Origin of the sequence: Burkholderia metallica (genome assembly GCF_001718555.1) — a bacterium.
Lineage (GTDB): Bacteria > Pseudomonadota > Gammaproteobacteria > Burkholderiales > Burkholderiaceae > Burkholderia > Burkholderia metallica.
Window position 1 is genome coordinate 631,668 of sequence record NZ_CP013403.1, and the last position, 22,459, is coordinate 654,126.

The 22,459-nt window shown below is 67.3% G+C and carries 23 protein-coding genes and 2 pseudogenes; 15 read left to right on the forward strand and 10 right to left on the reverse strand.

Annotated features, from left to right (window positions below; all coding sequences use genetic code 11):
- The first annotated feature begins 6 nt into the window (after positions 1–6).
- The 4 genes from WJ16_RS22600 to WJ16_RS22615 all read left to right on the forward strand — a co-directional run bounded on the left by WJ16_RS22600 (position 7) and on the right by WJ16_RS22615 (position 3,255).
- Positions 7–543, forward strand: coding sequence for a flavin reductase family protein (locus WJ16_RS22600; protein ID WP_069259307.1), 537 nt, complete (start codon positions 7–9; stop codon positions 541–543).
- A 36-nt stretch (positions 544–579) separates the two neighbouring features.
- Positions 580–2,058, forward strand: a complete 1,479-nt coding sequence (locus tag WJ16_RS22605) for a 4-hydroxyphenylacetate 3-hydroxylase family protein (RefSeq protein WP_069259308.1) — start codon at positions 580–582, stop codon at positions 2,056–2,058.
- 49 nt (positions 2,059–2,107) lie between these two features.
- Positions 2,108–2,494, forward strand: coding sequence for a cupin (locus tag WJ16_RS22610; RefSeq protein WP_069259309.1), 387 nt, complete (start codon positions 2,108–2,110; stop codon positions 2,492–2,494).
- 71 nt (positions 2,495–2,565) lie between these two features.
- A complete protein-coding gene (locus WJ16_RS22615) occupies positions 2,566–3,255 on the forward strand; it encodes a DUF2848 domain-containing protein (RefSeq protein ID WP_069259310.1) in 690 nt (229 codons plus the stop codon).
- Positions 3,256–3,275: 20 nt separating this feature from the next.
- On the opposite strand, the gene WJ16_RS22620 is transcribed toward WJ16_RS22615, so the two are convergent.
- Positions 3,276–4,025, reverse strand: coding sequence for a class I SAM-dependent methyltransferase (locus tag WJ16_RS22620; RefSeq protein WP_069259311.1), 750 nt, complete (start codon positions 4,023–4,025; stop codon positions 3,276–3,278).
- A gap of 13 nt (positions 4,026–4,038) precedes the next feature.
- Positions 4,039–4,665, reverse strand: coding sequence for a LysE family translocator (locus tag WJ16_RS22625; protein ID WP_069259312.1), 627 nt, complete (start codon positions 4,663–4,665; stop codon positions 4,039–4,041).
- Positions 4,666–4,846: 181 nt separating this feature from the next.
- On the opposite strand from WJ16_RS22625, the gene WJ16_RS22630 reads away from it, so the two are divergent.
- From WJ16_RS22630 to WJ16_RS33660, 3 genes and pseudogenes are all read left to right on the forward strand, one after another.
- On the forward strand, positions 4,847–5,647 hold the full coding sequence (locus WJ16_RS22630) for an AraC family transcriptional regulator (protein WP_069259313.1): 801 nt from the start codon (positions 4,847–4,849) through the stop codon (positions 5,645–5,647).
- 122 nt (positions 5,648–5,769) lie between these two features.
- On the forward strand, positions 5,770–6,189 hold the full coding sequence (locus WJ16_RS22635) for an ATP--cob(I)alamin adenosyltransferase (protein ID WP_069259314.1): 420 nt from the start codon (positions 5,770–5,772) through the stop codon (positions 6,187–6,189).
- 95 nt (positions 6,190–6,284) lie between these two features.
- Positions 6,285–6,408, forward strand: a pseudogene (locus WJ16_RS33660) (helix-turn-helix domain-containing protein); the annotation flags it as partial.
- A gap of 52 nt (positions 6,409–6,460) precedes the next feature.
- Here WJ16_RS33660 and WJ16_RS22640 read toward each other — a convergent pair.
- Both WJ16_RS22640 and WJ16_RS22645 read right to left on the reverse strand, forming a co-directional pair.
- Positions 6,461–6,973 (reverse strand): helix-turn-helix domain-containing protein, encoded by a 513-nt coding sequence (locus WJ16_RS22640; protein WP_069259315.1) that lies wholly within the window; start codon positions 6,971–6,973, stop codon positions 6,461–6,463.
- Positions 6,974–7,219: 246 nt separating this feature from the next.
- Positions 7,220–8,140: a LysR substrate-binding domain-containing protein gene (locus WJ16_RS22645; RefSeq protein ID WP_069259316.1), complete on the reverse strand. Its 921-nt coding sequence runs from the start codon at positions 8,138–8,140 to the stop codon at positions 7,220–7,222.
- Positions 8,141–8,248: 108 nt separating this feature from the next.
- Here WJ16_RS22645 and WJ16_RS22650 point away from each other — a divergent pair, with 108 nt between their 5' ends.
- Both WJ16_RS22650 and WJ16_RS22655 read left to right on the forward strand, forming a co-directional pair.
- Entirely contained in the window at positions 8,249–9,331 is a 1,083-nt protein-coding gene (locus WJ16_RS22650) for a tartrate dehydrogenase (protein ID WP_069259317.1), read from the forward strand.
- 211 nt (positions 9,332–9,542) lie between these two features.
- Positions 9,543–10,853 (forward strand): MFS transporter, encoded by a 1,311-nt coding sequence (locus WJ16_RS22655; RefSeq protein WP_069259318.1) that lies wholly within the window; start codon positions 9,543–9,545, stop codon positions 10,851–10,853.
- A gap of 75 nt (positions 10,854–10,928) precedes the next feature.
- Here WJ16_RS22655 and WJ16_RS22660 read toward each other — a convergent pair whose 3' ends face one another.
- Positions 10,929–11,723, reverse strand: a complete 795-nt coding sequence (locus tag WJ16_RS22660) for a polysaccharide lyase family 7 protein (protein WP_069259319.1) — start codon at positions 11,721–11,723, stop codon at positions 10,929–10,931.
- On the opposite strand from WJ16_RS22660, the gene WJ16_RS35000 reads away from it, so the two are divergent.
- Entirely contained in the window at positions 11,707–11,931 is a 225-nt protein-coding gene (locus WJ16_RS35000) for a hypothetical protein (RefSeq protein WP_157126848.1), read from the forward strand. The genes WJ16_RS22660 and WJ16_RS35000 overlap by 17 nt on opposite strands.
- 125 nt (positions 11,932–12,056) lie before the next feature.
- Here the strand turns inward: WJ16_RS35000 and WJ16_RS22665 are convergent, their stop codons facing one another.
- The 4 genes from WJ16_RS22665 to WJ16_RS22680 form a co-directional block, all read right to left on the reverse strand.
- Positions 12,057–12,554: a nucleoside/nucleotide kinase family protein gene (locus tag WJ16_RS22665; protein WP_069259320.1), complete on the reverse strand. Its 498-nt coding sequence runs from the start codon at positions 12,552–12,554 to the stop codon at positions 12,057–12,059.
- Positions 12,555–12,768: 214 nt separating this feature from the next.
- On the reverse strand, positions 12,769–14,103 hold the full coding sequence (argG, locus tag WJ16_RS22670) for an argininosuccinate synthase (RefSeq protein ID WP_021157353.1): 1,335 nt from the start codon (positions 14,101–14,103) through the stop codon (positions 12,769–12,771).
- A gap of 330 nt (positions 14,104–14,433) precedes the next feature.
- Positions 14,434–15,504 (reverse strand): FUSC family protein, encoded by a 1,071-nt coding sequence (locus tag WJ16_RS22675; protein WP_069261089.1) that lies wholly within the window; start codon positions 15,502–15,504, stop codon positions 14,434–14,436.
- Positions 15,505–15,675: 171 nt separating this feature from the next.
- Positions 15,676–17,208 carry a GGDEF domain-containing protein gene (locus WJ16_RS22680; protein ID WP_069259321.1) on the reverse strand — a complete coding sequence of 511 codons (1,533 nt, stop codon included), beginning with the start codon at positions 17,206–17,208 and terminating at the stop codon, positions 15,676–15,678.
- Here WJ16_RS22680 and WJ16_RS35005 point away from each other — a divergent pair.
- The 5 genes and pseudogenes from WJ16_RS35005 (at position 17,195) to WJ16_RS22700 (ending at position 21,871) form a co-directional block, all read left to right on the forward strand.
- Complete coding sequence (locus tag WJ16_RS35005) at positions 17,195–17,389, forward strand: hypothetical protein (RefSeq protein ID WP_157126849.1); 195 nt, start codon at positions 17,195–17,197, stop codon at positions 17,387–17,389. The genes WJ16_RS22680 and WJ16_RS35005 overlap by 14 nt on opposite strands.
- Before the next feature lie 495 nt (positions 17,390–17,884).
- Positions 17,885–19,207: pseudogene (locus tag WJ16_RS22685) on the forward strand (amino acid permease); the annotation flags it as partial.
- Between the two features lie 388 nt (positions 19,208–19,595).
- Positions 19,596–19,841, forward strand: a complete 246-nt coding sequence (locus tag WJ16_RS22690) for a DUF3717 domain-containing protein (RefSeq protein WP_069259322.1) — start codon at positions 19,596–19,598, stop codon at positions 19,839–19,841.
- A gap of 184 nt (positions 19,842–20,025) precedes the next feature.
- Complete coding sequence (locus tag WJ16_RS22695; RefSeq protein ID WP_069259323.1) at positions 20,026–20,943, forward strand: LysR family transcriptional regulator; 918 nt, start codon at positions 20,026–20,028, stop codon at positions 20,941–20,943.
- A 118-nt stretch (positions 20,944–21,061) separates the two neighbouring features.
- Positions 21,062–21,871 (forward strand): alpha/beta fold hydrolase, encoded by an 810-nt coding sequence (locus WJ16_RS22700; RefSeq protein ID WP_069259324.1) that lies wholly within the window; start codon positions 21,062–21,064, stop codon positions 21,869–21,871.
- A gap of 37 nt (positions 21,872–21,908) precedes the next feature.
- On the opposite strand, the gene WJ16_RS22705 is transcribed toward WJ16_RS22700, so the two are convergent.
- Positions 21,909–22,262: a hypothetical protein gene (locus WJ16_RS22705; protein ID WP_069259325.1), complete on the reverse strand. Its 354-nt coding sequence runs from the start codon at positions 22,260–22,262 to the stop codon at positions 21,909–21,911.
- Between the last annotated feature and the right edge of the window lie 197 nt (positions 22,263–22,459).

Here is a 22,459-nt window from a genome sequence, read left to right on the forward strand (position 1 = left end):
GACGAGATGAGCGAGAACCATGCCGGAACCGGAAACGGCGCATGCGCCGACGAGCAGCGGCGCTTTCGCGCCGCGCTGTCGATGTTCGCGACGGGCGTCGCGGTGATTACCGCCCCGCGCAAAGCGGGGATGCCGATCGGCATCACGGTCGCGTCGTTCAATGCGGTGTCGCTGGACCCGCCGCTGATCCTGTTCTCGGTCGACCGTCGCAGCCTGAGCCTCGACGATCTGGCCGGCGCGGGCCGCTATGCGGTGAACGTGCTCGACGAGACGCAGCAGCACCTGTCGAACTGCTTCGCGAAAGCGAACGGCGACAAATGGGGCTGGCGCGCCGACGCGGCCGCCGATGACGACGGCACGGTGCTGCTGCCCGACGCGCTCGCGACGTTCGAATGCGAACCCTATGCGCAATACGACGGCGGCGACCACGTGATCTTCGTCGGCCGCGTGACGCGGCACCGCGCGCGCTCGGAAGGGCGCCCGCTGATCTTCTTCGGCGGCCGCTATCGCACGCTCGACGGCATGCATGCGCCGTCTGCCTGAATGCCATCCACGCTTCATTCCACCCAGGAGCACATCATGATCAAGAACGGGACTCAGCACATCGCGTCGCTGCGCGACGGGCGGCAGGTCTACCTGAACGGCCAGCCGGTCGGCGACGTGACCGCGCACGCGGCATTCCGCAATTCGATCCGCAGCTACGCGAGCCTGTACGACTACCAGGCGCGCGGCGAGAACGTCGAGAAGATGACGTTCGTCTCGCCCGATTCGGGCCGCCGCGTCAGCCGGATCTGGCAACTGCCGACGTCCTACGACGAGCTCGTCGAACGCCGCGCCGCGCTGGAAGCGTGGTCGGAGCTGCACTACGGCTTCATGGGCCGCTCGCCCGATCACGTTGCGTCGTGCCTGTCGGGCATGTACATGGGCGCCGACGTGTTCGAGCAATACGATCCGGCGCGCGCGGGCGCGCTGCGCGACTACTACCGCTATGCCCGCGACAACGACCTGTTCCTGACCTACGTGATCGTGAATCCGCAGGCGAACCAGTCGAAGTCGGCACACGAGCAGGAGGACAAGTACCTCGCGGTCGGCATCGTCGATCAGGATGCCGAAGGCATCACGGTGCGCGGCGCGAAGATGCTCGCGACGAGCGGGATCATGGCGAACGAGGTGTTCTGCAGCTGCATCCAGCCGCTGCGCGAAGGCGACGAGATGTACGCACTGTCGTTCGCGGTGCCGATGAACGCGAAGGGCATGAAGATCCTGTCGCGCAAGTCGTACGAGGAGCACGCGACGTCGGTGTTCGACAACCCGCTGTCGAGCCGCTTCGACGAGAACGACGCGGTGCTGTACTTCGACGACGTCAAGGTGCCGTGGGAGCGGATCTTCGTCGCCGGCAACACCGCGATGTGCGCGAAGCAGTTCCACGCGACGCCTGCGCACGTGTTCCAGAACTATCAATGCCAGGTGCGCCTGATGACGAAGCTGCGTTTCCTCGTCGGGCTCGGCCTGAAGATCTCCGAGGTCAACGGCACGAACGCCTTCCCGCAGGTGCGCGAGACGCTGGGCCAGCTCGCGGCCGAAGCGTCGATGGTCGAGGCGTGGGTCTACGCAATGGAAGCGAAGGGCACCGTCGTCAACGGCTTCTACGTGCCCGACCGCAACATGCTGTACGGCTCGCAGGTCGTCACGCAGCAGCTCTATTCGAAGGTGCTCAACACGCTGCGCGAACTCGCCGGCGGCGGAATGATCATGCTGCCGTCGAGCGCGCGCGATTTCGAGAACCCCGACCTGCTGCGCATCATCGAGAAGACGCAGAAGTCGCCCGTATGTTCGTCCGAGGAGCGCGTGAAGTTCTTCAAGCTCGCATGGGACGCGGTCGGCTCCGAATTCGCATCGCGCCATAACCAGTACGAGCTGTTCTATGCCGGCGCGTCGTTCGTCACGAAGGGGCACGCGTACCGCACGTACGACTGGCAGCGCGCGTCGCATCTCGTCGATTCGATGCTCGGCAGCTATTCGCTGAACCAGTCGTTGTCGACGCCGCGCGCGGCCTGACCGGCCGCACCGAACCGGCTTTACCCGCTATCGCATTCAGGAGAGACAGATGGCCATCAACAAGCTTCACGACGAATTCCACACGCTGGACATGCAGCGCGACTGGCGGCTGCCGGAAGGCTACGACCCGGCGTCCGGCGCGCAGGAACTGATCCTGTCCGGCGCGCTCGACACCGAGCGCAAGCGCGGCAGCCGCACGCGCCTGCTGCGCCTGCCGGCCGGCCTGCACACGAAGAAGCCGTTCGTGCACGACTACTGGGAGGAAGTGTTTCTGGTCGAAGGCGACTTGACCGTCGGCAACGACGAGCACGGCAACGGCGGCACGCCGTTCCACGGCTACACGTACGCGGTGCGTCCGCCCGGCGCATGGCACGGCCCGTTCAAGTCGAACGGCGGCTGCGTGCTGCTGGAGATTCACTACTACGACCCGGCGTAAGCACGGCCTACTACCGACAGAGGCGGGCGGCCGCGCATCCTGCGTGTGCGGCCCGCAACGAGGAGCATTCGATGAAAACCATCACGTTCGCGATCGACGGTCGCGACGGCCGCACCGAGCGCGCGATCGCGATCGATACGCTCGTGATCGCGGGCTGGACCGGCCGCGACACGGTCGCCATGGAAAAGCACATTCGCGAGCTGGAGGCGCTCGGCGTCAAGCGTCCGGCGACGACCCCGGTGTTCTACCGCGTCGCGGCCGATCGTCTCGATCCGTCGCCCGCGATCCAGGTATCGGGCGGCCGGAGCAGCGGCGAAGCGGAATTCGTGCTGGTGCGCGACGGCGGCGAGACGTTCGTCGGTGTCGCGTCCGACCACACCGACCGCGAGGTCGAGACCTACGGGATCACCGTGTCGAAGCAGATGTGCGGCAAGCCGTGCGCGAACACGCTGTGGAGGTTCGACGACGTGGCCGCGCACTGGGATCGGCTCGTGCTGCGCGCGTACGCGACGATCGACGGCGAGCGCGTGCTGTACCAGGAAGGCAGCGTGACCGCGATGCGCGCACCGGACGACCTGCTCGCGCAGTTCGCCCGCCACGACGGCCGCTTCGTCGACGGCACCGCGATGCTGGGCGGCACGCTGGCGGCGATCGGCGGCATCCGGCCGGCCGAGCGGTTCGAGGTCGAGCTGGAAGATCCGGTGCTGGGACGCACGCTGCGGCATGCGTATGAAGTGCACGCGCTGCCCGTGGCGGGCTGACGCGGTCGACGCATGCGCGGTTACGCGCGGCAGATCGCGATGATCTCCGCGCTGGTCGCGTCGTCGAACGAAGCGTGCTGCCAGTCGCCGTACCAGTCGGCCGACGAGAATCCGGCTGCGCTCACGCGCGCCCGCAGTTCGGATTGCGCGATGAAGCGCAGCCGGCTGGTGTTCGTCAGCACCGTATCGTCGCGGCGGAAACGGTAGTGCGTATCGAACGTCACGATCGCGTCGGCGACGGACCGCACCGCATGATGAAGATCGACGATGCCCGTTTCGCGCGACGCGACGCTGCGTGCCGAATGCTCGGGCGTCCACGTGCGCCACGGCGCGACGCGCGGGTTGCGGGTGTCGAACAGGAAGCGGCCGCCGTCGGCGAGCATGCGGCGCACCTCGCGCAGAGTCGAGTCGATCGCCGCGTCGGTCAGCAGACACTGGAACGCATGCCCGGTCATCGCCACCGCATCGAACGGCGCACCGGGCGGCAGGCCGTCGAGCCCGCAGGCGAGCCAGTGCACGGTGTCGGCGCCTGGCTGGCGACGCGCGTATTCGATCATCGCCGGTGCGGGATCGATCGCGACGACCTCGTGCCCGGCCGCCGCGAGCCGGCGCGCGAACGTGCCGGTGCCGCAGCCGAGATCGAGAACGCGTTGCCGCGCGGCGCCGATCGCGGACGCGTAGAACCTGAAATCCTGATCGCCCGCGTTGAACAGGTCGTACACCGCGACGAGGCGCGGGTCGGTATAGAGGGTTTCGCCGGCGGACGTCATGCGGCCGCGTGCGTCAGCGCTGCTGCACGGCCACGCGCAGCCCGAGCGCGATGAAGATCGAGCCGATGATCTTCCCCTGCCAGCGCGTGAGCCACGTGAGCCGCTTCACGATGCGGCCGAGCGGGCGGATCGAGCACGCGATCAGCGTGGTGTAGAGCGAGCTGAGCACGACGAAGATCAACCCGAGCACCGCGAACTGCACGAACGTCGAGCCGCGTTCCGGATGCACGAATTGCGGCATGAACGCGAGGAAGAACAGCGCGGTCTTCGGATTCAGCACTTCGGCGGGAATCGCCTGCAGGTACGCGTTGAGCGGCGTGACGGCGGATACTTGCGGCAGCGACGGATCGGACGCCTTCTCCAGCAGCGCGCGCACGCCGAGATAGATCAGGTATGCGGCGCCGACCAGCTTGACGACGTTGAACGCGAGCGCCGACGTCATCAGCAGCGCGGACAGCCCGACGGCCGCGAACAGCGTATGCACGAAGTCGCCGCTGGCGACGCCGAGGCCGGTCAGGATGCCGGTCTTGCGGCCGCCCTGCACGGTGCGGCTCAGCACGAGCAGCACGGCGGGGCCGGGAATCAGGAACAGGCCCAGGACGACGGCCGTGAAGGTGGTCAGGGTGGTCAGGTCGAACATGGCGGCTCCGGCAGGTGGGCGCAGCGGCGGGGGATCGGGGCATTGTATTCGCTTCGGCGCGCGCCCGCAGACGCGGCTTCGGCAGCCGCCCGGCCGCCCGGCCGCGCCGGCGCCTTTCTGGTATAAGCACGAAAGGATGCGCGGGCCCGGCGTCCGGTTTTTCTCCATCGTTCACCGTTTCATGCGCACGCTTCCATCGATCACCGATCCCGCAGCGGACGACGAAGTCTTCCACGTGCCGCGTCCGCTCGTCGTGTTCGGCGGCTCGGTCGTCGAGCCCGAATGGAGGCTGGAGCGGCACAGCCATCCGCAGGCGCAGTTGCTCTACACGCTGAGCGGCGTCGTCTATTGCGAGATCGAAGGCGGCGTGTGGAGTGCGCCGCCGCAATGCACGGTATGGATTCCGGGCGGCGTCGCGCATGCGGCGCGCGGCTCGGCCGGCGCGACGTTCTATGCGGTGCTGGTCGAGCCGGACGCCGCGCTCGACCTGCCCGCGCGCTGCTGCACGCTGTCGGTGTCGCCGCTGCTGCGCGAACTGCTGCTGAAGGCGGCGAGCTTTCCGAACCTGTACGACGTCGACGGGCCGCAGGGGCGGCTGATGGCGACGCTGCTCGACGAACTCGTCGCGGCGCCGGTCGAGGATCTGTACCTGCCGATGCCGGCCGACCGCCGGCTGCGCAAGCTGATCGACCATCTGCTCGACTGTCCGGCCGACAAGTCGTCGCTGCCCGAACTCGCGCGACGCGCGGGCGTCAGCGAGCGCAGCCTGACGCGGCTCGCGGCGAAGGAGCTCGGAATGAGCCTCGGCGACTGGCGTCGGCGGCTGCACGTCGCGCTGTCGCTGCGGATGCTGACCACCGGCCGCCGCGTGCACCAGATCGCGATCGACCTCGGCTACGAGAGCGCGAGCAGCTTCGTGACGATGTTCCGCAAGGCGACCGGCAAGTCGCCGACGCAATTCCTGACCGACCGGCAGCGCTGAACGGCGCGATCCGCGCCGCTCGCGTGCAATTGGCCGGATCGAGCAAGCAGTTGGCCGGCACGATAAATGACGCGATCGACCTTGACCCATAAAATGAGAATCGTTCTCATCTGGAGGCCGACATGCAGATCATCACGACCGAATTCCCGTTTGTCTGGTTGCGTTACACCGGTTCGACGCACACCGAGCCCGCCCGCCTGATCGCCGAACTCGATGCGCTGCTCGCGCGTCGCGAACCGTTCGTTCTGCTGACCGACGATGCGCCGTCCGGCGACGATCGCGGCGGCGACGATCACGAGATGCGCAAGCAGCTCGCGAAATGGAGCAAGGCCAACCGTGCGCAGTCGCGCGAATGGATCCCCGCGATGATCGCGATCGAGCCCGACGCGTCGCGGCGCGCGGCGCTCGACGCTTTTTCGGGCGCGTTCGAGAAGGTGTGGGGCTATCCGCTGAATGCGGCGGCAACCCGCGACGACGCGCTTGCGCTCGCGCAGCGGCTGCTCGACGACCCGGCGCGCGGCGCCGCGGCGGCGAACGGCTGAACCGTCGGCCGCGCCGGCGGCGCGGCGTTTCTCGATACGCATGCACGGTGCGCGAGCGGGCGCCGCGGCATGCGGCAAACCTGCAGGGGTGTGCGGTGGACAATTCGATCCGCGCGATGCGCATCTTCACGCGCATCGTCGAAATGAACAGCTTCACGCGCGCGGCGCAGGTGCTCGGCATTTCGCGCGCCACCGCGACGCGAACCGTGCAGGAGTCCGATCTTTCGCGGTTCGGGCAAGCTGTCCCAATCCGCGTAGACGCCGATCGTCGTCATTTCCCTCGATGCTCCCCATGCCGTTTTCTTGCCGGCTTCAGCAACGCGACCAGATCGGCTGCCGTCGTGCCGCGAGCATCGCCGGGTTCGGTGGTTCCGGCTGCCGGCGTGCCTGCTCCGGCCGCTTTCGTGGCGGCCGGCGCGCTTGCGCGCATGCGCCGGCCGGGCGTGGACGATGTGGCGGCGGAGAGGGCCGGCGCGGTGCGTCGGGCGGATCGTGGTTTGACGAGGCGGGCGTCCTGAAGCCGGCGGCCGAATTCGTCCGCGGCGGCCAGCTTTTCCAGATCGCCCTGGAGCCCCAGCACCTGCATGACGGACAGATAGGCGCCGATGGTGACGCCCGATCCGCCGGCTTCCAGCGAACGAAGCGTCATCGGCGACATGCCGGCGCGTTCCGCAACCTGCTTGGCCGTCAGCTTCCGGCGCAGGCGAGCAAGCTTCAGCCGCTCGCCGAATTCGGCGAGTAGCTGGGTCGATGCCGGCAGGAGCGGGGCTGTCTTTTGTGCCATGAGGCTAATATTTCAATGTTTTGCCAACGAAGATGCCAAAATATTAGCGTAATCGATGCGAGGCGTGAGCGACTTTGGGTCCGGTTGGCAAGTGAGAATGTAAATATTTTGGCTATTTTTAGGAAATTTAGCCAAAGTAATGTCATTTTTGACGGCCATCCCTCCGTGCGCAACGCGATTCGGCGGCCGGATATCGTCTGGCCGGCTGCGCGCAACGATCGCGGCTTGCGCGATCCAGACCGTTTCCTACACGGCCCTCAACCGCCCCAATTCGTCCGCCAGAAAGTCGACGAACGCGCGAATCCGCGCGGACATCTGGTGACGCTGTGCATACACCGCATAGATGTCCGCGCTCGGCGTTTCGTGGTCGGGCAGCACGACGACGAGGCGACCGTCGGCGAGATAGTCGCGGAGGTCCCATTCGGCGCGCATCAGGATCCCGTGCCCGTCGAGCGCCCACTTCACGGCGATCTCGCCGTCGTTCGTCGTCAGGTTGCCGTTGATCCGCACGGCTTCCGTGTTGCGTGCCGCGCCGCGGCCGCTGGTCAGGCGCCAGATCCCGTAACCTTCGTCGCCTTGCCGGATGCCGATGCAGTTGTGCCGCGCCAGGTCGTGCGGCGTGGCGGGCATCCCGTGCCGCGCGAGATACGCGGGCGCCGCGCACAGCAGCCGGCGGTTCGGCGCGAGCCGCCGCGCGACGACGCGCGTGTCGGGCGGCTCGCCGAAGCGGATGCACACATCGAACGCGTCGTCGGTGAGCGGCGGCGGCATGACCGACAACTGCAGTTGCACCGACACCTCCGGATAGCGCGCGACGAAGCGCGAGATCGCGGGGCCGACGTGGCTGCGCCCGAAACCGAGCGTCGCGTTCACGCGCAGCAGCCCCTTCGGCCGCTGCTTCGCGCTGCCGAGCAACTCGCCGAGTTCGTCCATCTGGTCGAGGATCCGGCGCGCGTAGTCGAGATACACGTCGCCTTCGGGCGTCAGCATCATCCGTCGCGTCGTGCGGTTGACGAGCGTCACGCCCGCGCGCCGCTCCATCTGCGTGAGCCGCTTGCTGACGGCTGCCGCGGTCAACCCGAGTTCGCGCGCGGCCGCGCTCAGGCTGCCCGATGCGGCCAGCGTCGAGAAGAAGCCGAGATCGGCCGGCTGGACGGTATCCACCATGACGGGATTCGTGAATCGAAGTTAAAGATGCCTTGATTCTAGCGCCGGTTCCTGCACTCCTGGTTCGGTAAAGTGCGTTCACGCTCACGATCAATCGAGGATGTCCGCATGAAGACCTACCGTATCGCAACGATTCCGGGCGACGGCATCGGCAAGGAAGTGGTGCCGGCCGGCAAGCAGGTGCTGGAAGCGCTGGCCCGCGGCAGCGACCGCTTCGCGTTCGAGTTCGAGGATTTCGACTGGGGCGCCGATTATTACCGCCAGCACGGCGCGATGATGCCGGCCGACGGCCTCGACGCGCTGCGCGGCAAGGACGCGATCCTGTTCGGCTCGGCGGGCGACCCCGACGTGCCCGACCATGTGACGCTGTGGGGGCTGCGCCTGAAGATCTGCCAGGGCTTCGACCAATACGCGAACGTGCGCCCGACGCGCATCCTGCCCGGCATCGACGCGCCGCTGAAGCGCTGCGGGCCGGACGACCTGAACTGGGTCATCGTCCGCGAGAACTCCGAAGGCGAATACGCGGGCGTCGGCGGCCGCGTGCACCAGGGCCATCCGATCGAGGCCGCGACCGACGTGTCGATCCTCACGCGCGCCGGCGTGGAACGCATCATGCGCTTCGCGTTCCGGCTCGCGCAGTCGCGCCCGCGCAAGCTGCTGACCGTGGTCACGAAGAGCAACGCGCAGCGGCACGCGATGGTGATGTGGGACGAGATCGCGAAGCAGGTCGCGCAGGAATTCCCGGACGTCACGTGGGACAAGGAACTCGTCGACGCGGCGACCGCGCGCATGGTCAACCGGCCGGCGTCGCTCGACACGATCGTCGCGACCAACCTGCATGCCGACATCCTCAGCGATCTCGCGGCCGCGCTCGCCGGCAGCCTCGGTATCGCGCCGACCGGCAACATCGATCCCGAGCGTCGTTATCCGTCGATGTTCGAGCCGATCCACGGTTCCGCGTTCGACATCATGGGCAAGGGGCTCGCGAATCCGGTCGGCACGTTCTGGTCGGTCGTGATGTTGCTCGAGCATCTCGGCGAGACGGACGCTGCCGCGCGCGTGATGCAGGCGATCGAGGCCGTGACGACCGACCTGTCGCTGCATACGCGCGACCTCGGCGGCAGCGCGACGACCGCGCAGGTGACGGCGGCCGTGTGCGAGCGCGTCGCAAACGCGGCGGTTGCAGCCTGACGATCAACGCGGCGCTACGCATGCGGGCCGCAACGTAGGCGGCGTGTGTGCGCAACCGGTAGCCGGGCGCCCCCCCGTTCATCGTCCCCGCGGTTTTTGATACCCGCGACTCGCGCGTCCGACGCGAGCCGGGCGCCGGCGCGCGCGCTTCGTCGCGGCGCCGGCGAGTATTCACCGGCAGAGCACGGCTCGACCTCGAAGGAGGAGACACATGCAAGCGGATCTGGAAACACGCGTCGCGCGGAAACTGATGTGGCGGATCATTCCGTTCGTGATGCTGCTTTACTTCGTCAGCTTTCTCGATCGCGTCAACGTCGGCTTTGCCGCGATGACGATGAACAAGGCGATCGGCCTGTCGCCGACCGCGTTCGGGTTCGGCGGCGGCCTGTTCTTCATCGGCTACTTCCTGTTCGAAGTGCCGTCCAACCTGATTCTCCATCGCGTCGGCGCGCGCATCTGGATCGCGCGGGTGATGATCACGTGGGGCCTCGTGTCGGCCGTATCCGCGTTCGCGGCCGGGCCGACGAGCTTCTACGTGCTGCGCTTCCTGCTCGGCGTGGCCGAAGCCGGGTTCTTCCCCGGCGTCATCCTGTACCTGAGCCTGTGGTTCCCCGCGAAGCAGCGCGCGGTGGCCGCCGCGTGGTTCATGGCGGCCGCGCCGATCTCGACCGCGATCGGTTCGCCGCTGTCCGGCGCGATCATGCAGATGCCGCCGCTGTTCGGGCTCGCCGACTGGCAGATGCTGTACATCGTCGAAGCGCTGCCGGCGGTCGTGCTCGGCTTCGTCGTGCTGAAGTGCCTGACCGATTCGCCGTCGAAGGCCGTGTGGCTGCAGCCGGACGAGCGCGACTGGCTGATCGCGAAGCTGAAGGCCGAAGCCGACGTGCGCCACACGCATGCCGGGCACACGGCCGGCGCGTGGCAGGCGTTGCGCGATCCGCGCGTGCTGGCGCTCGCGCTGATCTATTTCGGCACGTCGGCCGGGCTCTACACGCTCGGGCTGTGGGCGCCGCTGATGGTCAAGCAGTTCGGCTTCACCGCACTGCAGACGGGCTTGCTGACCGGGATCCCGAGCATCGCCGCCGTCGTCGCGATGATCGTCTGGGCGCGGCATTCGGATCGCACCGGCGAGCGCACGTGGCACGTCGTGATTCCGTGCGTGCTCGCGTGCATCGGCTTCGTGTTCGCGGGGCAGGCGAGCACCGCGTTGCTGACCGTGCTCGCGCTGGTCGTCGTCAACATCGGGATCAGCGCCGCGAAGGCGCCGCTGTGGGCGATGCCGAGCGCGTTCCTGTCGGGCGCCGGCGCGGCCGCGGGGATCGCGATGATCAACTCGATCGGCAATCTCGGCGGGTTCGTCGGGCCGTTCGCGATCGGCTGGCTGAAGAATGCGACGGGCGGGTATGCGGCCGGGCTCTATGTGGTGGCGGGCACGCTCGCGGTGTCGGCGGTCGTCACGCTGATGCTGAGCCGCAAGGGGGAGCGGGAAGCGGTCGCGCCGGGCGTGCGGCATCATTCGTGAGCGCGATGTTTGCGCCGAAACGCCGGACAGACGCGCATCGCATGCCCGCCCGGCGCCATGTTGCGTTACGTGCGATCAACCATGCGTGCGCGTCAGCGCATAGAACTTCACGACGGTGCCCGGCGTCGTGAGCGGCGTGCCGGACACGGCCGTCTGGTCGTAGTCGCCCGCCTTGAAGTAGAAATTCTCGCCGTCGAAGCTCGAATCCATCGTGAAGGTCTTGGTCGTGCCGTTCGCGGTGACGGTGATCGTCGTGCCGCTCAGGCTCAGCGCGTAGCTGAACTTCTTGCCGACACCGACCGTCGTGATCGGCGTGGTCGTCGACTTGCCGCCCTGGTTGGTGCTTTCGAGCAGCAGCTGCACGACGCCGCCGGACGTGAACTGCAGCTCGCACAGCGGCTTGCTCGGGCCGGTGCCCTGGAAGATCTGGCCGATCGTCGTGTGATCGGGCACCTGCGTGACGGCCACCGTCGCATTCAGCCGGTTCGTGCCGGAGGTCGGCCAGGTCGTGTTCTCGCGCAGCTCGGTGCGCGGATGCAGCGAGCCGGACGTCGTCCAGCCCTGCGTCGGGTCCATCATCACCATCGAGCCGTCGCTGCCGTCCGTATAGAAATACGTCGGGTTCACGTAGCCGCCCGCGAGCGACGAGCCGCTCACCGTGTCGACCTTGCCGGACGAGCCGGTCGGCAACTGCAGCGTGAACGGTGCGAGGTTGAAGTTCGAGCCGGGCGGATTCGACGGGCTGAGCGCCATCGCGGTGGCCTGCTGGCGGGCGGCGGCGGCCGGGCTGGCCGGATCGTCGCCGCCGCACGCGGACAGGCACGCAACGGACAGAACGGCGATGACGCACGGGATGATCCTGGTCTTCATGGTGTCTCTCTCTGATGGTCCGTGGCTCGGTGCCACGTTGAGGATAACGTTTTCCTTTTATGGCGCGCGATCGTCGAAACGAGACCGGTTGCCCATAGAAAGCACTCCAAAATACAGAAAGCAGGTAACGCTCGACGGCTGGAACAGTGATGCGGTAAATCTCGGGGAAATTGCGGAATATCTGAAGCTTGCAATCGGCTTTCCGTGAAGCGCGTCCGGCCGATCGAGGACGATGCTAACAAGAAGCGTTGGAGGAGTAAACGTTTTCCTATTCGAGCCTGAAAAGCGGATAGACGCCGATCGCTGCGAGGTATTCGCGCGCCGGCGTGTCGGTTACGACGCCGTCGCGGCGACGTGCTGCGCGATCCGTGCCGCGCAAGCGTCGGGCGTCGCGTCGGACGTATCGAGCACCATCTGGCTGAACGGCCGCGATGCATAGCCTTCGCGATACATCTCGGCGATCCGGCTCCGCTCCCAGTCCGTCAGCACACGCGCGCCGCGCTTCGACGACGCAACCGCTTCGGGCGGTGCGAGCGTCACGACGAACAGCCGTGCGTCGCGCGCATCGCAGGCGGCGCGCAGCCGCTCGAATTCCGGGTCGCCGATCGGATACGCGATGACCAGGTAACGCTCGCGCGCGTTCGCGATCTGCGTGACGAGACGTTCGAGCGCGATCGCCCATTGCACGGCGAACGGCGCGTCTTCGGGCGCATCGTGATCGTCGCCGTCGATGAAGCGCGCGTCGGGCAGCACGCGTGCGAGCGCGACACCGATCGTCGTCTTGCCGCTGTTGATCGGGCCGTTCAGGTGGATGACGGTAAGGGCGGTCATGAGTCGGCGCTGTAATCGGAAGACCGAAGCTTGCCATGACTCACGCGGCGGCGGTGCGATGACTCGGGTGCGTTACTCGGGGTGATGCGAATACGGGGGAAAGCAAAAAGGCGGGGGAGGAGAAGCGGCAGGCCTCGTGCGCGAAATTCGATCCGCCCACGCGGCCTGCCCGGCCATGCCGCAAGCGATGCGGCATGGCGTCGAGCGAAACGGCTTACTTGTCGTCGCCCTTGATCTGCGGCAGCGCCGATGCTTCGCCCGGTGTCAGCAGCCCGACTTGCGAATACACGCGCAGCTTGTCGCGCGTATCGGTGATGTCGAGGTTGCGCATCGTGAGCTGGCCGATTCGGTCGCGCGGCGAGAACGTCGACGCCACCTTCTCCATCGACAGGCGCTCCGGCTGATACGTGAGGTTCGGCGACTTCGTGCTCAGGATCGAGTAGTCGTTGCCGCGGCGCAGTTCGATCTTCACTTCACCGGTGATCGCGCGCGCGACCCAGCGCTGCGCGGTTTCGCGCAGCATGATCGCCTGCGGGTCGAACCAGCGGCCCTGGTACAGCAGGCGGCCGAGGCGGCGGCCGTTCTCGCGGTACTGCTCGATCGTGTCTTCGTTGTGGATGCCGGTGACGAGGCGCTCGTACGCGATGTACAGCAGCGCGAGGCCCGGGGCTTCGTAGATGCCGCGGCTCTTCGCCTCGATGATGCGGTTCTCGATCTGGTCGCTCATGCCGAGGCCGTGGCGGCCGCCGATGCGGTTCGCTTCCAGCAGCAGCTCGACCGGGTCGGTGAACTCGACGCCGTTCAGCGCGACCGGCTGGCCGGCTTCGAAGCGCACCGTCACTTCTTCCGCGGCGATCTTCACATCGTCGCGCCAGAACGCGACGCCCATGATCGGGTTCACGATCTTGATGCCGCTTTCGAGGCTTTCGAGATCCTTCGCTTCGTGCGTCGCGCCGAGCAGGTTCGAATCGGTCGAATACGCCTTCTCGGCCGACATCTTGTACGCGAAGCCGGCCTGGTTCATGAATTCCGACATTTCGGCGCGGCCGCCGAGTTCGTCGATGAACGTCTGGTCGAGCCACGGCTTGTAGATCTTCAGGTCCGGGTTCACGAGCAGGCCGTAGCGGTAGAAGCGCTCGATGTCGTTGCCCTTGTACGTGCTGCCGTCGCCCCAGATGTTGACGCCGTCTTCCTTCATCGCGGCGACGAGCATCGTGCCCGTCACGGCGCGGCCGATCGGCGTGGTATTGAAGTACGTGACGCCGGCCGTCGTGATGTGGAACGCGCCGCTTTGCAGCGCCGCGATGCCTTCGGCGACGAGCTGCGCACGGCAGTCGATCAGGCGGGCGCCGGCTGCGCCGTATTCGATCGCGCGTTTCGGGATCGCGTCGTAATCGTCTTCGTCGGGCTGGCCGAGGTTCGCCGTGTATGCGTACGGGACGGCGCCCTTGAGTTTCATCCAGTGCAGCGCAGCGCTGGTGTCCAGGCCGCCGGAGAAGGCGATACCGACCTTCTGGCCGGTCGGGAGGCTTTCGAGAATCGTGCTCATAGGAATTACCGTGGATTGAAGCCGGTGGGATCGTATTTCGCGGAATATGCGAGTATCGGCTGTCCGGAAGGTTGGAGCAAGGGCTGATTTTGGTGCAGAACCGTCGCCGCGCCTGTCGCGGCGGGCCTGACGAGGGATTAACCGGGTGGAGAGCGCCCCGCGGGCCGGCGCGAAATCGCAGCGATTCCGCCCCCGGCGAGCCCGCTCGGGACGCGTGTTATCGGGGTTGGATCGGGGCAAAAAGCGTGGCGGTCGGCGTCGTGATGCCCACCGCATCGTATCGAAAGGTATTTGAAAGTATGGCGTGTAAAGCGCCGGTCGCTGCCAACGTCAGATGTTCCACGACTGCGCGGTATCGAGCAGTTTCTCGCGCAACTGGTCGACTTCCCCGGCCAGCTTGGCCGTGATCGACACGTAGCCGGACAGTTGCGGCGGCGGCGCGTCGTGCGGCGGTTCGGCCGGCCGGCGGCGCGGCGCGAGCCGGCTCGGCGTGCCGAACTTGAGCGCGCGGCTCGCGCCGACCAGCGTGTCGCGGATGCGCCGGTTCATCGCCTTCATGTCGACGCGCATGTATTCGCGGGCCGCGACGTCGTCGCGGGCCGGGACCGCGCTCGACAGGATCTCCAGATAGCCGATGCACAGGCGCAGGCTGCGCTGGATCGCTTCGAGCTGCGCCATCGACGTCTCGCACTCCTTCGACACCGACGGCATCAGCGAGCGCAACTGCACGAGCAGCGCGCTGAGCGCGGCCATTTCCTTCAGGTGCGCGTCGTCGCTCACCTGGCGGTCGCCCGCGAGTCGCGCATGGACGGCCGCGCACGCGCGCAGCGCGTCGGCGAGCTTGTAGCGCCACGAGTAGGTGGCGTAGAGGGGCAGCGCGAACGAGAACGCCAGCGCGATCGCGATGCCGGTCAGCACGTTCACCGCGCGCCACAGGCCGTCGACGATCTCGTTGTCGCCGTGTCCGGCGACGATCACCATCGTGATCGCCGACAGCAGCGCGATGTAGCCGGCCTTGCCGATCGCGTGGTACGCGCAGATGCCGCATGCGAGCGCCATCAGCAGGTAGATCGCGAGCGGCGCGTGCACGAACGAATACAGCAGGATCAGCCCGAGCCCCGCGAGCGCGCCGATCGACGTGCCGAGCGCGCGCTCGGCCGCCTTCTTGCGGATGTTGCCGTGATGCTGGAGCCCGCCGACGACGATCAGCACGGTGATCGTCGACCATTCGCCGTGCGGCACGTTCAGCCCGGTGGACAGCGCGATCGACACGAGAATCGCGAGCGCGACGCGCGCCGCATGGATCAGCTTCGCGTGCCGGTAGCGGCGATACGGGTCGAGCAGCGGGCGGAGCGCGTGGCGCAGGATCGGCGGCAGCCGGGTCGGGAGCGGGGTGGTCATGGCGGAGCTGGAGTGGCGGAACGCGCACGGCGGCGTGCGCGGGCCGGCGCCGCGCCGCATGTGCAGCAGACGTAACGCTAGCCGAACGCGGGGGGACTGTCCACGGTGCGGTTGGTCATCCGGCGCGGCCGGCTGCCGCGCGCGTTCGCGTCACGTCACGTCGCGGTGGCGTCAGGCGTCGGCCGTGCGCGGCTGCGCTTCCAGCACGCGGTTGCGGCCGCCGGACTTCGCGCGGTACAGCGCCTCGTCGGCTTGCCGCAGCAGCGCGGCGGCGTTCAGGCGCCCGTCGACGGCGGTCGCCGTGCCGATGCTCGCGGTGACGCGCCGGTACGGGCTTCGCGCGTGCTCGATGTCGAGTTCCGCGATCGCGCGCCGGATGCCCTCGGCGACGACCACCGCGCCTTGCGCATCGGTGTCGGGCAGCGTGACGACGAATTCCTCGCCGCCGTAGCGGGCGACGTGGTCGCTGTCGCGGCGCAGGCAGCGCGACGCGGTTTGCGCGACGCGCCGCAGCACGTCGTCGCCGGCCGGGTGGCCGTAGTAGTCGTTGAACGCCTTGAAGTGATCGACGTCGACGAACAGCACCGACAGCGGGCGGCCGCTGCGCGACGCACGCTGTGCCTCCTTCGCGAGCACCGCGTCGAACGTGCCGCGGTTGTCGAGGCCCGTCAGCGCATCGGTGTGCGCGAGCCGGTACAGCTTCGATTCGGCGATCTGCCGGCGCCGCAGTTCGCGCGACAGCGCCATCGATCCCCACGCGATGAAGCCGGTGAACAGGCACATCAGCACGATGGTCCAGATCGCGCGGTGGAGCCACGGCGCGTAGATGTCGACTTCGGCGGGCGCGACGTCGACGATCAGCGGCAGGCCGGCGAGATGCTTGTAAACATAGATGCGCCGCACGCCGTCGATCGCGCCGGTGCCGGTCAGCGCGCCGGCGCGGGTGCGCTGCGATTCGACGAACAGCGGCGAGTCGTGCAGGTCGAGGCCGACCACGCGCGAGTCGAACGGCAGCCGCGACACGAGCGTGCCGTTGTCCTCGACGATCGCCGCGCTGCCGTGCTGGCCGACCGCGAGGCCGTCGAGCAGCGCGCGGAAGTAGTCGATGCTGAGCGTGCCGACGACGATGCCGGCGAAACTGCCGTCGGGCCGGCTGATCCGGCGGCTGAGCGCGATCGTCAGCGCACCGCCGCGCAGCCGGGCCGCATACGGCCGGCTGAGGTAGAGGCCCTGCGCGAGCCCGTCGCGATGCACGGCGAAGTAGTCGCGGTCGGCGAAATTGCCTTGCCGCGCGGGCGACGCGCTCGAATCGATCACGATATTGCCGTGCGCATCCATCACGAAGATCGAGCCCAGATATTCGCCGGTCGCCGCGCGGTCGAACAGCAGCCGGTGGCGCTGGCGCGGCGGCAGCGTCATCAGCTCCGGGTCGGCAATGCCGTCGACGACGTTCTGCAGCGACAAATCGTAGAGCTCGATATTGCGCACGATATCGCGTTCGATCAGCAGCATCAGGTTGCGTGCATTTTCGACCGCATGGTCGTATGCATCGCGCCGCGCCTCGATTAACAGCGACGTGGAAAGTCCCCAGCTGAACATCAGCAGCACGATCCCCGCAACGAGCACGCCGCGGGGCGACAGAATGCGGGCCACGATCGACGCGGTATGGCGGCGCAGCGCGGCGGGCAGCGTGAATGACTTCATCCTCGGGGGCGGCGGGCGGCGGATTGGCGCATCGTCGGCGATTCCGCACACTGATTATTTTGAATCGGGGCGCATTATCTCGCGATTTCACGGCATTCGTGCGCGCATGCAAAACATGCATGCGGATACGGCGATTCACAACGGTTACGCATCATTACCGCTTTGCATGCAGGCGATTTGATTTGAATCAATGATCGATATTGGGTGTTTTGTCTGAATAATCCAGTGATTACCCGTCGATTATGTCCGTCGGCGTGGTATCGACGGGAGGGCGGCGGACAGCGGCGCAACACCGGCGGATTTGGAAAAACGGACAACTGCCCGACGCGCGTGGTTTTTCCGCCGGTCCTCGCCCATGGCCGGTCCGGTGGGAGCCAACGTGTTGATTCCGCGAAATCTCCGCGGCGACGGCGGGCCGCGGCACCTGAGCTGTCCCCGTGGCGAATCAGGTAGAATCCGCGCTTCGCCGCAGGCGCCCGCCGCGCAACGCAAATCGGGGCCGCATCGAATGCATCGCAGGACGCGCACTGCGCTCCGATTCCGCATGCGCCGGCTACGGATGCCGGCCCGCTCAACGTTCGTCTCGTTTATGTCCGCAATTCCGAAATCCGACCCACCCGGTTCGCCCGCGAACCCACCCAAGCTTCATCGCGCGCTGAAAGCGCGCCACCTGACGATGATCGCCATCGGCGGCTCGATCGGCACGGGCCTGTTCGTCGCGTCCGGCGCGTCGATCTCGCAGGCGGGCCCCGGCGGCGCGATGGTCGCGTACATGCTGATCGGCCTGATGGTCTACTTCCTGATGACGAGCCTCGGCGAAATGGCTGCGTTCATGCCGGTGTCGGGCTCGTTCGCGACCTACGGCGCGAAATACGTGGACGAAGGCTTCGGCTTCGCGCTCGGCTGGAACTACTGGTACAACTGGGCGGTGACGATCGCGGTGGAACTCGTCGCCGCGCAGCTTGTGATGCATTACTGGTTTCCGGACGTGCCCGGCGTGTGGTGGAGCGCGGCCTTCCTCGGCGTGATGTTCCTGCTCAACGCGCTCACCGTGCGCGGCTTCGGCGAGGCCGAATACTGGTTCGCGCTGATCAAGGTCGTCACCGTGGTGGCGTTCATCGGCGTCGGCCTGCTGATGATCTTCGGCATTCTGAAGGGCGCGCCGAGCAACGGCTGGGGCAACCTGACGATTGGCGACGCACCGTTCGCGGGCGGCCTGCCGGCGTTGATGGGCGTCGCGATGATCGCGGGCTTTTCGTTCCAGGGCACCGAGCTGATCGGCGTCGCGGCCGGCGAATCGGAAAACCCGCGCACGACGATCCCGCGCGCGGTGCGCCAGGTGTTCTGGCGCATCCTGCTGTTCTACGTGTTCGCGATCTTCGTGATCGGCGTGCTGATTCCCTATACCGACCCGAACCTGCTGAAGACGGACGTGACCGACATCGGCGTGAGCCCGTTTACGCTCGTGTTCCGCCACGCGGGCCTCGCGTTCGCGGCCGGCGTGATGAACGCGGTGATCCTGACGGCCGTGCTGTCGGCCGGCAACTCGGGCATGTATGCGTCCACGCGGATGCTCTACAACCTCGCGACCGAAGGCCGTGCGCCGAAGATCTTCGCGAAGCTGTCGCGCGGCGGCGTGCCGCGCAACGCGCTGTATGCGACGACGGCCGTCGGCGCGTTGTGCTTCTTCACGTCGCTGTACGGCGACAAGACCGTGTACCTGTGGCTGCTGAACACGTCCGGGATGACGGGCTTCATCGCGTGGCTCGGCATCGCGGTGAGCCACTACCGGTTCCGCAAGGGCTACGTGAAGCAGGGCTACTCGCTCGACCAGCTGCCGTACCAGTCGAAGTGGTTCCCGTTCGGCCCGCTGTTCGCGTTCGTGCTGTGCCTCGTGATCGCGCTCGGCCAGGACTATCAGGCGTTCCTCGCGAACCGGATCGACTGGGCGGGCGTGGCCGCGACCTATGTCGGCATTCCGCTGTTCCTCGTCGTGTGGCTCGGCTTCCGGTTCCTGAAGAAGAGCCGTTTCGTGCGCTACGAAGACATGGAAATCGCGCCGTGGATCGCCGCGAGCCGCGGCGCGCAGCGCCAGCCGGTGGCGAATCGCGAAACCGCGGGTTGACGCGGGCGCGGCATGCGGCCGCGCGCGATGCGACGAAACGGGAAGCCTCGCGCTTCCCGTTTTTTTTGCCCGGCTTTTGCCTCCACGGGGTCAAAGCCGGTTATATTGCCCGACCCTACCGGGCCACGGCCCGGCCGGCGCGAGGCGCGCAGCGCGGATCGGCATCCGGCGCGCGACCTGCGGCGGCCGGCGCGATGCCCGGCGTTTTCATCGCTCCGTGCGGGCCGATACGGCCCGCGGAGCGCGCAACCCAGAGGAATCCATGAGCGCATCACCCGCCGAGCGGAAGGCCGGACCCGTTTCCATCGTGCGAATCGAAGCCGCGATCAACGCGTGGCGCGAAGTGTACCCGCCGGCTCCGGACGGCGAGGACGGCTACGCGCTCGATGCCGGCAGCAATTGTCTCGCCGAACTGTACGGCACGATGATCTGCTACCAGCTGCCGGACGTGCCGCTCGACACGCTGAGCGACGCGCAGCGCGACGCGCTCTACGCGACCGAGGTGTGACGGGCGGCGCGCGATGCCGAGGCGCCGCGCGTTGGCATCGATCAAGCAACGGGAAGCTCGCGGGCTTCCCGTTTTGCTTTGGGCGGCGCGCGGCCGCGCGTGGCGGTTTGCGCCGCCTGCGGTATCGTGACGACATCATTCGGCCGGGGTTGAGCGCCGGATCGCTGTCCGGGAGGCATCGAACATGGAGTTGAGACACCTCCGCTACTTCGTCGCGGTTGCGGAAGAGCGGAATTTCACGCGGGCGGCCGAACGGCTGCATATCGCGCAGCCGCCGCTGAGCCGGCAGATCCAGCAGCTCGAGGAAGCGCTCGGCGTGCCGCTGTTCGAGCGCAATGCGCGGCCGCTGAAGCTGACCGACGCGGGGCGCTTCTTCTATTCGCACGCGGTGCAGCTGCTCGCGCAGACGACCGAGCTCGAATCGATGACGAAGCGGGTCGGCAAGATCGAGCGCAGCATGTCGGTGGGCTTCGTCGGCTCGACGCTGTACGGGATGCTGCCGAAGATCATCCGGCGTTTTCGCGGCGAGTATCCGGCCGTCGAGCTGAGCCTGCACGAGATGTCGACGATGGACCAGATCAAGGCGCTGAAGGAAGGGCGCATCGACGTCGGGTTCGGGCGCATCCGCCACGAGGATCCGAGCGTGCGGCGCGTCGTGCTGCGCGAGGAGCGGATGATCGTCGCGCTGCCGGTCGGCCACGTGCTCGACAGCGCGAAGCCCGTGCTGTCGCTGCACGATCTCGTGAACGACACGCTGATCATCTTTCCGAAGGCACCGCGCCCGAGCTATGCGGACCAGGTGCTCGCGGCGTTTCACGACCGCGCGTTGCAGCCGCGCAAGATCTACGAGACGCGCGAACTGCAGATCGCGCTCGGCCTCGTCGCGATGGGCGAGGGCGTGTCGGTCGTGCCGCAGAGCGTGTACGGGCTGAAGCGCGACGACATCAGCTACAAGCCGCTCGACGATCCGAACCTCGTGTCGCCGATCATCATGAGCATGCGGATGCTCGACGAATCGGAGGACATCCGCGCGATGCAGGCGCTGATCTACCGGCTGTACGACGAGGCGAAGATGGACTATCTGCCGCCGCAGCCCGAATGAACGCGCGGGCGGTGGGGGCTTGCTTGACGCTGCGGGCGGGCGCGGGCCACCATCGCGCAATTCGATGCGGCCGCCGGCGGGCGGCCGTTCTCATGCAGACGACAGGCACATCACACACATGACCGCAATCGTGACCGAGGAGACCACCGTCGAGACGCCGCAAGGGCGTCTCTTCGCGAAACGCTGGCGCGGCGGCCCCGCGCAACCGGCGGCAGGCGAGCCGGCCGCACCGATCGTGCTGCTGCACGATTCGCTCGGTTGCGTCGAGCTGTGGCGCGACTTCCCCGCGCAGCTCGCGCGCGCCACGCAGCGTGACGTGATCGCATACGACCGTCTCGGCTTCGGTCGTTCCGATCGTCATCCGGGCACACTCGGCACGACGTTCGTGCGCGACGAGGCCGATCATGCGTTCGCGACGCTGCTCGAACAGCTTGGCGTCGATGCGTTCGTCGCGTTCGGGCACAGCGTCGGCGGCGGGATGGCGATCGGTTGCGCGGCCGCGCATCCGGAGCGCTGCCGCGCGCTCGTGACGATCGCCGCGCAGGCGTTCGTCGAGGATCGCACGCTGGCCGGGATTCGCGACGCGGGGCAGCAGTTCGACGAACCGGGGCAGCTCGACCGGCTCGCGCGCTATCACGGCGACAAGGCCGAATGGGTGTTGCGCGCGTGGGTCGACACGTGGCTGTCGCCGGCGTTTCGCGACTGGAATCTCGACGACGACTTGCGGCGCGTGCACTGCGCGACGCTCGCGATTCACGGCGAAGACGACGAATACGGGTCCGACGTGCATCCGAAGCGGATCGCCGCGCAGGTCGCGGGGCCGTCGTCGTATCTGTTGCTCGGCCGGTGCGGACACATGCCGCACCGCGAGCGGACCGACGACGTGCTGGCCGCTGTCGCGACGTTCCTGCGCGACGCGCGCGCGTGAGCGCGACCGCCGTCGGCGGGCCCGCGACCGCCGATCGTCAGAACGCGAGCTGGATCGCGAGATCGATCGCGAGCAGTGCGATCGAGCAGCCGATCCCGAGGACCACGTTCGGCAGCCGGTGCTCGAAGTCGCGATGATCCTTGCGCATCGCGGCGCCGAGCAGGAAGATCGCCTCGACGACGATCTGCAGCCCGACGAACAGCAGCATCAGCAGATATTCGTAACCCATCTGCTTGAACGCGGCGAACTGCATCCCGTGATCGCGGATCCATTGGCCGACGCGCAGCAGTTCGTACACGAACAGCAATGCGGGAAACAGGTAGCTGATGAAATAGGTCGGCGCGGTGGCGTGCCGTAGTTCGAGGTGGAAGTGCTGATGCGTGGATGCCATCACGAATCCCTCCTTGCAACGCATGATTGCGGTCGCGACGGCGGCGTGACGACGTGCCGATGAAGGGATTACCCGAGGCGTCGTGCGCAACCGTACGACATCAGCATACCGCTGCGCGGGAAATTTGGCATGCGATGGTTGCGATCGTCGTAAAAATGCCTACGCGCTGCGCGACCGGCGGTGCTTGCAAGTATCGA

What these genes read in the sequence shown, in the direction of transcription:
- WJ16_RS22620 (WP_069259311.1), bottom strand. Translation starts at nt 4,025, where the DNA reads ATGACGTCCGCCGGCGAAACCCTCTATACCGACCCGCGCCTCGTCGCG.
- WJ16_RS35000 (WP_157126848.1), top strand. Translation starts at nt 11,707, where the DNA reads ATGATCCTGGTCTTCATGGTGTCTCTCTCTGATGGTCCGTGGCTCGGT.
- argG (WP_021157353.1), bottom strand. Translation starts at nt 14,103, where the DNA reads ATGAGCACGATTCTCGAAAGCCTCCCGACCGGCCAGAAGGTCGGTATC.
- WJ16_RS22665 (WP_069259320.1), bottom strand. Translation starts at nt 12,554, where the DNA reads ATGACCGCCCTTACCGTCATCCACCTGAACGGCCCGATCAACAGCGGC.
- WJ16_RS22660 (WP_069259319.1), bottom strand. Translation starts at nt 11,723, where the DNA reads ATGAAGACCAGGATCATCCCGTGCGTCATCGCCGTTCTGTCCGTTGCG.
- WJ16_RS22615 (WP_069259310.1), top strand. Translation starts at nt 2,566, where the DNA reads ATGAAAACCATCACGTTCGCGATCGACGGTCGCGACGGCCGCACCGAG.
- WJ16_RS22700 (WP_069259324.1), top strand. Translation starts at nt 21,062, where the DNA reads ATGACCGCAATCGTGACCGAGGAGACCACCGTCGAGACGCCGCAAGGG.
- WJ16_RS22640 (WP_069259315.1), bottom strand. Translation starts at nt 6,973, where the DNA reads ATGGCACAAAAGACAGCCCCGCTCCTGCCGGCATCGACCCAGCTACTC.
- WJ16_RS22605 (WP_069259308.1), top strand. Translation starts at nt 580, where the DNA reads ATGATCAAGAACGGGACTCAGCACATCGCGTCGCTGCGCGACGGGCGG.
- WJ16_RS22625 (WP_069259312.1), bottom strand. Translation starts at nt 4,665, where the DNA reads ATGTTCGACCTGACCACCCTGACCACCTTCACGGCCGTCGTCCTGGGC.
- WJ16_RS22655 (WP_069259318.1), top strand. Translation starts at nt 9,543, where the DNA reads ATGCAAGCGGATCTGGAAACACGCGTCGCGCGGAAACTGATGTGGCGG.
- WJ16_RS22695 (WP_069259323.1), top strand. Translation starts at nt 20,026, where the DNA reads ATGGAGTTGAGACACCTCCGCTACTTCGTCGCGGTTGCGGAAGAGCGG.
- WJ16_RS22680 (WP_069259321.1), bottom strand. Translation starts at nt 17,208, where the DNA reads ATGAAGTCATTCACGCTGCCCGCCGCGCTGCGCCGCCATACCGCGTCG.
- WJ16_RS22705 (WP_069259325.1), bottom strand. Translation starts at nt 22,262, where the DNA reads ATGGCATCCACGCATCAGCACTTCCACCTCGAACTACGGCACGCCACC.
- WJ16_RS22675 (WP_069261089.1), bottom strand. Translation starts at nt 15,504, where the DNA reads ATGACCACCCCGCTCCCGACCCGGCTGCCGCCGATCCTGCGCCACGCG.
- WJ16_RS22630 (WP_069259313.1), top strand. Translation starts at nt 4,847, where the DNA reads ATGCGCACGCTTCCATCGATCACCGATCCCGCAGCGGACGACGAAGTC.
- WJ16_RS22690 (WP_069259322.1), top strand. Translation starts at nt 19,596, where the DNA reads ATGAGCGCATCACCCGCCGAGCGGAAGGCCGGACCCGTTTCCATCGTG.
- WJ16_RS22610 (WP_069259309.1), top strand. Translation starts at nt 2,108, where the DNA reads ATGGCCATCAACAAGCTTCACGACGAATTCCACACGCTGGACATGCAG.
- WJ16_RS22650 (WP_069259317.1), top strand. Translation starts at nt 8,249, where the DNA reads ATGAAGACCTACCGTATCGCAACGATTCCGGGCGACGGCATCGGCAAG.
- WJ16_RS22635 (WP_069259314.1), top strand. Translation starts at nt 5,770, where the DNA reads ATGCAGATCATCACGACCGAATTCCCGTTTGTCTGGTTGCGTTACACC.
- WJ16_RS22600 (WP_069259307.1), top strand. Translation starts at nt 7, where the DNA reads ATGAGCGAGAACCATGCCGGAACCGGAAACGGCGCATGCGCCGACGAG.
- WJ16_RS22645 (WP_069259316.1), bottom strand. Translation starts at nt 8,140, where the DNA reads ATGGTGGATACCGTCCAGCCGGCCGATCTCGGCTTCTTCTCGACGCTG.